The sequence below is a fragment of the Desulfobacter sp. UBA2225 genome, from assembly GCF_002348205.1.
Taxonomy (GTDB): Bacteria; Desulfobacterota; Desulfobacteria; order Desulfobacterales; family Desulfobacteraceae; genus Desulfobacter; species Desulfobacter postgatei.
In genome coordinates this window covers 44,092-50,091 of record NZ_DDYV01000058.1, presented here as the reverse complement: position 1 = coordinate 50,091, position 6,000 = coordinate 44,092, and the positions used below count along the sequence as shown (strand labels likewise).

At 48.3% G+C, this 6,000-nt stretch carries 6 protein-coding genes and 1 tRNA gene; 2 read left to right on the top strand and 5 right to left on the bottom strand.

Features of this window, described 5'->3' with window-relative positions; all coding sequences use genetic code 11:
* Positions 1-32: 32 nt before the first annotated feature.
* The 5 genes from B3D59_RS03210 to B3D59_RS03190 all read right to left on the bottom strand — a co-directional run bounded on the left by B3D59_RS03210 (position 33) and on the right by B3D59_RS03190 (position 4,432).
* Positions 33-827 carry a DUF72 domain-containing protein gene (locus tag B3D59_RS03210; protein ID WP_286817663.1) on the bottom strand — a complete coding sequence of 265 codons (795 nt, stop codon included), beginning with the start codon at positions 825-827 and terminating at the stop codon, positions 33-35.
* 4 nt (positions 828-831) lie between these two features.
* Entirely contained in the window at positions 832-1,470 is a 639-nt protein-coding gene (gene lexA / locus B3D59_RS03205) for a transcriptional repressor LexA (protein WP_286817662.1), read from the bottom strand.
* A 220-nt stretch (positions 1,471-1,690) separates the two neighbouring features.
* Positions 1,691-2,269 (bottom strand): lipid-binding SYLF domain-containing protein, encoded by a 579-nt coding sequence (locus tag B3D59_RS03200; protein ID WP_286817660.1) that lies wholly within the window; start codon positions 2,267-2,269, stop codon positions 1,691-1,693.
* A 46-nt stretch (positions 2,270-2,315) separates the two neighbouring features.
* Complete coding sequence (locus B3D59_RS03195; protein WP_286817659.1) at positions 2,316-2,672, bottom strand: cytochrome c3 family protein; 357 nt, start codon at positions 2,670-2,672, stop codon at positions 2,316-2,318.
* Positions 2,673-3,031: 359 nt separating this feature from the next.
* Positions 3,032-4,432 (bottom strand): ATP-binding cassette domain-containing protein, encoded by a 1,401-nt coding sequence (locus tag B3D59_RS03190; protein ID WP_286817658.1) that lies wholly within the window; start codon positions 4,430-4,432, stop codon positions 3,032-3,034.
* A gap of 177 nt (positions 4,433-4,609) precedes the next feature.
* Here B3D59_RS03190 and B3D59_RS03185 point away from each other — a divergent pair, with 177 nt between their 5' ends.
* Together B3D59_RS03185 and B3D59_RS03180 are read left to right on the top strand one after the other, a co-directional pair.
* On the top strand, positions 4,610-5,239 hold the full coding sequence (locus tag B3D59_RS03185) for a 5' nucleotidase, NT5C type (RefSeq protein ID WP_286817657.1): 630 nt from the start codon (positions 4,610-4,612) through the stop codon (positions 5,237-5,239).
* Positions 5,240-5,351: 112 nt separating this feature from the next.
* Positions 5,352-5,449: transfer RNA gene (locus B3D59_RS03180), tRNA-Sec, on the top strand.
* The last annotated feature ends 551 nt before the right edge of the window (positions 5,450-6,000 follow it).

The following is a 6,000-nucleotide window of genomic DNA, read 5'->3' as shown; positions in this document are numbered from 1 at the left end:
CGCGCTCCCGGATTTAGCAAAATGGACAAACTCTAAGACCGGCTCATAAGTATGTTGATCAGCCGTCGGCAGTTATTTGGCGCCTGCCCCCTGACGTGGTTGTTGAAAAACACGGCACCTATGTCTGCGGCAGGGCCAAGGGTGTTGGATATGGTTCCGGCAAAAGACTTTAGCTCGGCGTCACTATAATTGTAGTCAAATTGTTTCTGCATGTTGCCGGAGCCCCACTCCTGGGTGTTCCTGCCGTGCAGCCGCAGGTAGAAAAGCCGGGGATTGGTAACAATATCCAGTCTTGGGAAGAGGCCGGGCAGGTCCGGGCCGTCCACGGTCACCAAGGTGACGGCCCGCCGTTCAAATTCATAAAACACCTTGTCATGGACCCAGGAGGAATGCCGGAATTCAACGGCGACCGGCAGACCTGAAAGCTCATCCAGCAAGGCTGCCAGGTAAATTCTCCGTTCCGGGGTGCGCGAGAAATAAGGCGGCAGCTGGACCAGTATGCACAAAAGACAGCTTGCCGCTTCCAGCGGGGCAATGCCCTGACGGAACGTCAATACTTCCCGAATCCAGCCGGCTTTGTCCACTTCATGGGTCATGGTGCGGGTAAGCTTAACGCTGAATTTGAATCCCCGGGGGACCTGGGCTGCCATCCGCTCCAGGGATCGGGCTTTGGGCATCTGGTACCAGGTGTAGTTAAGTTCCGTGGCCTTAAACATTTCTGCATAGGCCGGCAGCATACCGGCAGCGTGGGTGCCGGCCGGGTAAACCCCTGCGGCGACCCATTCCGCATAGGCGTAGCCGCTGGTACCTGCATACAGTCTGTCCACCGGTTTATTCTTCGTCCATAATCTGGGCCGAGCGGATGATGCCAATCACCTTGCCCTGGATCATGACATCGTCAAAACCATAGGTCTGGGGACGAAAAGCAGGGTTTTCCGGGCGCAGTTCAATGTGGTCGGGGTGCAGAAAAAAACGCTTGACCGTGGCTTCCTCTCCATTGATCAGTGCCACCACGATTTCCATGTCCACGGCATACTGCCGGGGTCTGCAGATTGCAATGTCCCGGTCAAGGATACCCGCATTTTTCATGGACTGCCCTTGGACCCTCAAGGCAAACAGGTTATCGCCTGGAAACAGGGCGTCATCCACCACAAGGTTGCCGTCCCACTCCCGGGTCGCATAGATGGGTAGTCCGGCTGTGATCCGCCCCACAATGGGGACAACCTTTTTGCGATGTTCCGCATTCATCGCGCCGGGCTTATCCAGAATAACAATATTTCTGCTGTATCGACCCAGTCTGCGGATATAGCCTTTGGTTTCAAGCAATTTCAAGGTCTGTGCCACGGCGGCATGGCTAATGGCAAGGCTGTTGGCCATGCCTCTAAGACTTGGGGTTTCTCCGGATTGCCCAAGTGTGGACTTTAAAAAGGCCATGACCTTTTTTTGTTTTTCTGTGAGTTTGGGTCTCATTTTTACTTACATTCTTTCGTTAATTTTTGACAATGTGCCGGAAATTTCGCCTTATGTAAATATAAATGTAAAGAATTTTGAGGTAAATGTGTAGGTTTGAGTCAGAAGAATAAATTTTAAAGCCGTGTAAAATCTCCTGCCGTCTAAAACAATACAGCCCAAGCGATGAACATGCCATCACTTGAGCTGTGCTTGTTTCTATCTTTATGTAGACAAACCTTTATTTAAAAAGGGTGACGTCAAATATCTGCCCGCCAATAGCGGCCTCATACATCAGACCGACTTTGGCGTGGATAAATACAGCCATACCTTTGTAATATCCTGTGTTTGCCTGTATTCCAGTTGCCGGACCGGCACTGGCCCCGGCGCTTCCACCGTCACTGCCGGCCTTGGCCTGGGCCCCTGCAGTGACCACTACGGCTGAAACTGAGGCATCAAACTCATATGATCCGTCGGTAAATTCATCATAGGCCCGTTTGTCCTGGAAAAAGATAATTTCGGAAAAAGCCTGCCCACCCAGCTGAAAACCAAGGGTTATTTTTGTAATGGTGGCAGTACCGGTGATCAGATCATCCTGATAAACCCGGCCTTGACCATAGGCGCCTCCGACAACAATGCCGGCCTTGCCCACTATCGGAAATACGGCATATCCATAGCAGCTGTCAAAAAAGGGCTGAACCGCTTCGGACGTCTTAAACACATTAATCGTACTGGTGTATGAATCCGCAAACGCCGGAACAGTAAAAAAAAGAGCTAAAAGAGCTGATAGTACAATAATGAGAAATTTTGTGGATTTCATTGGTCACTCTCCTTTCAAGGTTGGGGTTGTATGTTCGACAATCCTGTCAGGAGTGGCAGCCGCTGCAACTGGTAGGACCGGATTTTTCCCCGGTTCTCTTTTTTGCTTTATGACACGCAATACAGGTTTGAGTCATCACCTGTTTTGGTCTAAGCGCACCTGTTTTTTTTGCCTCATCCAAACTACCCGATTTTTTTCCGAAATCCTTGTGACAAACGGCGCAATCCTTAACAACGGTCTGGTGAAGTTGATGTTTAAAGGGAATCGGCCCCTTGCTCCCGCCATTCAGGGTCAGTTCAGGGCGACCGTTATCCTCCGCCATTATGCCGGATATCGGGATCAACGACAACCCTGCAACGATACTGCAGGCAGCAAGACAAGTTGTAATCACTTTTTTGTTCATTTTTTTGTCCTTTTTTTAATGTTACCGAATTAAGGGACTAAAAGACTTGAAAAGATCTGACCAAATTATTACCACAGATGTTTGGAAAAAAACAAGAAAAGGTAACTTCGTGAATTCTTCGGACATTAGGGAAAGGGTGGAATGCCCTAGCAGCTCATTGATTTAGCCAATCTGCTGCTGTCCCTGACCCGGCTATCATTTTATTCGGCTTAGGCGGCATCCTTTCCGGTGGTGTGTTCACGGCAACGATGCCGGCAGCAGTGGCTGCTGTTTTGTGTCATATGAGCCTGTATATTGAGTGTTGAGTGAACCTATTATGACCATACAACAGGCAACGCACAAGACAAGAGGTATGTCCCTTAATTTCCCATTCGAATGTGGGAGACAAAAAAGTCCCTGAATTCATCCTCCCTGTGACTGACATATAAAATGGTGCTTAATTTTTCCATTGCCACCTGACCTAAAAAATCCAGGACCGCATTGCGGTTGGCGCGGTCCAGCCCGTGGGTAGGTTCGTCCAAAACCAGAAGATCAGGCAATTTTATCAGGGCCCTGGCAATAAGCGCCAGTCGCTGGTCTGCATAGGAAAGGGTACGGAATGGGGAGCCTGCCTTATCCCTCAGACTGGTACGTTCCAGCCAGGCCATGGCTTTTTTTTCGTCTTCAGGCCCTGGCCGCCGGTATATACCAATGGTGTCATAAAGACCGGACATCACACAATCCAGGATGCTTCCGGCCACCCGGTAGTTACGATGAAAATCGGTGCTGACAATGCCCATCCTTTTTTTCAGATCCCAGATGGACTCCCCGGTACCCCGACGAATGCCAAACAGCCACAAGCTGTTCCGGTAACATGCGGGATGGTCGCCTGTAATCACCTGCAGCAGGGTTGATTTGCCGCAGCCATTAGGACCTGAAATCAAGGTATGGTCGCCCGGGGCTACGCACAGGTTAAGATGGGAAAAAACCGGCTGTCCGGAATAACCCGCATGTCCGTCTTCAAGTCTGACCAATTCCGTTGTCTGAGGCGTTTCTCCGGGGAGAACATTTTCTGAAAAAGTATTTTTTACAGGTTTCAAATCATTGATGTCCGCTGAAAAATTCGCCTGTCCCTGCAATTCAAAAAGCCTGGGCAATATCTCCTGTCGAGACCCCTTAAAGGGCATGTGCCCATTTTCAATCACCGCAATGTGGGTGGCGCCGGCGGGGATGTCCCCGGGATCATAAACAAACGCCAGAATACCCATTCCGCACCCCCTGCAATGATCCAGTGCCATATCAAGCTGCCTGCAGCCAGCCTTGTCCAGGCCGTCAAAAGGGGACTGTATCAACAGCCATTGGCTGCCCGAAGATATCCTGGACAGCAGCAGCAATTTTCTTGTCTGGCCCGTGGATAGTTGTCGATACCCCTGCTCCAGGACATGATCCATGCCAAAGGCGCAGATCATATCTGTGTATTGATCCGGATCATGAATAAAGGCCCGGGCCGGCGTACCCGGGTCCAGACGGTCCATAAAATCGGTATCATCACTTTTGAGTTCCTGTTCAAAAACCTCCTGCTGGTCGGCAAAGGAAAAAATCCCCATATCTTTGGGCAGGCAGATTTCAGTACCCGGAATTTTTGCGTGGTCTATGGACAACAGGCTGAAAAAAGAGTCAATGCCGGATCGATTTTGGCCCAAAATGCACCAGAACTGGCCTGGCGCCGCTTCAAACAAAGGAATATTTAAATCAGGTGTTTTTATATTTTCAAGTTTCATGGCCGTATTCAATCAGGTTTATGGTATTTCGACAAGCTTGAATTTTCTATGGAGGAAGGGCCGGGGTTGCTTTTTCTGTATTTAAACAATTGATTTTGCAAAACGCCTGATATTCTGCTAAAAGCCTTCTGTGGGAAATAATGCCGTGTTGAATGTACAATAAAAGAGGGCAGACTGGTGAACTATTTTCAACCCAAAACCATATATGTGGATGTGGATGATGTCGTGTCCAGGACCACAGAAACTTATCCGGATGTCGTGGCCCAGGAGTTCGGCAAAACCGTCTCTTTTGAAAACCTGACCGGTTTTGATCTGAAACATTGTTTTCAGTTGACGGATAATGAGTTCAAATATTTTTTTGACCTGGTTCATAAGCCTGATTTTCTTATGGGATTTGAGCCGGTGGAAGGAGCGGTTCAAACCCTGAAGGCATGGACTGATATGGGTCACATCATTGATATTGTAACAGGCCGTCCCACCTCGACCCAGGAAGCAACTCTGGCCTGGCTTGAAAGGAATGATGTACCTTTCAGGGGATTCATCATGGTGGATAAGTACAACCGCCCCGGAAATGACCTCTGCCTGGCCATTTCAAAAGAGGAGTTATCCATGATGGCTTACGATCTGGCTGTGGAAGATTCCCCGGACATGGCCCTGTTTCTAGCCCGGAACATGGAGGTACCCACAGCATTGATCCACAAGCCCTGGAACCGGGAGTGCATCAGGCATGACAACTTGGTTCGATGTGCGTCCTGGAACGAAATTTTTCCCATGGTCAAAGAACTGGTACTTGAAGGAACCGAATAAATTATTTAAGGCCGGAACGAAAAACCGAATATCTGCAACGCACATATTTGTTGGGTCTTTAAAAGAAATTGACAAGCAATAAGCTAAAAGTATATTTTGTATAGAAGACTACGGAAGCACGCGGCTCACTGGTGGGGCCCTCGGACTTCAAATCCGATGTGCGGGGCTGATACCCTCGCGGGTGGGTTCGATTCCCATGTGCTTCCGCCATTTTTATTTATAATTCCAATTCCCTAAAAGCCTATCAATAAAGGATTTTATCAAATCCAAGGTTATAAACTCAGCTTAATCTTTTAATAAAGAATATTCTCTTTTTGTGTCTCCTCGTGGGTTGGAAGTTTCCCATATGTTTCCCACAGATTTTGAACAAGGAGACCCAAAATGTCCATTAATCTAATTTGCAGCAAGTGCCACAAAACCCATTCTATCAAAACAAAACAATGTGAAAAATGCGGCACCAATCTGTCCCATGCTAATTACAAGGTCCGGGTTAAAGACAAAACCACAGGTAAGTGGAAATCCAAGACAGTCCCGACCCTTACCCTTGCACGGCAATTTGAAACCAAATTCAAAACCGAAGATATCATAAAAGAACAAGCCCCTTCCCTGGTCCCATTAAAGGAAAGTCCAACAGTATCAGAAATATGGTCTGCCTATCTGGCCTGGGCCAAACTGAATAAAAAATCATGGCATGATGATGAAATAAGATGGAATAAGCATATTGTCTCTTACCTGCCGGTTAAGGTTTCTCAGATTACACC

What these genes read in the sequence shown, in the direction of transcription:
- lexA (WP_286817662.1), bottom strand. Translation starts at nt 1,470, where the DNA reads ATGAGACCCAAACTCACAGAAAAACAAAAAAAGGTCATGGCCTTTTTA.
- B3D59_RS03200 (WP_286817660.1), bottom strand. Translation starts at nt 2,269, where the DNA reads ATGAAATCCACAAAATTTCTCATTATTGTACTATCAGCTCTTTTAGCT.
- B3D59_RS03195 (WP_286817659.1), bottom strand. Translation starts at nt 2,672, where the DNA reads ATGAACAAAAAAGTGATTACAACTTGTCTTGCTGCCTGCAGTATCGTT.
- B3D59_RS03190 (WP_286817658.1), bottom strand. Translation starts at nt 4,432, where the DNA reads ATGAAACTTGAAAATATAAAAACACCTGATTTAAATATTCCTTTGTTT.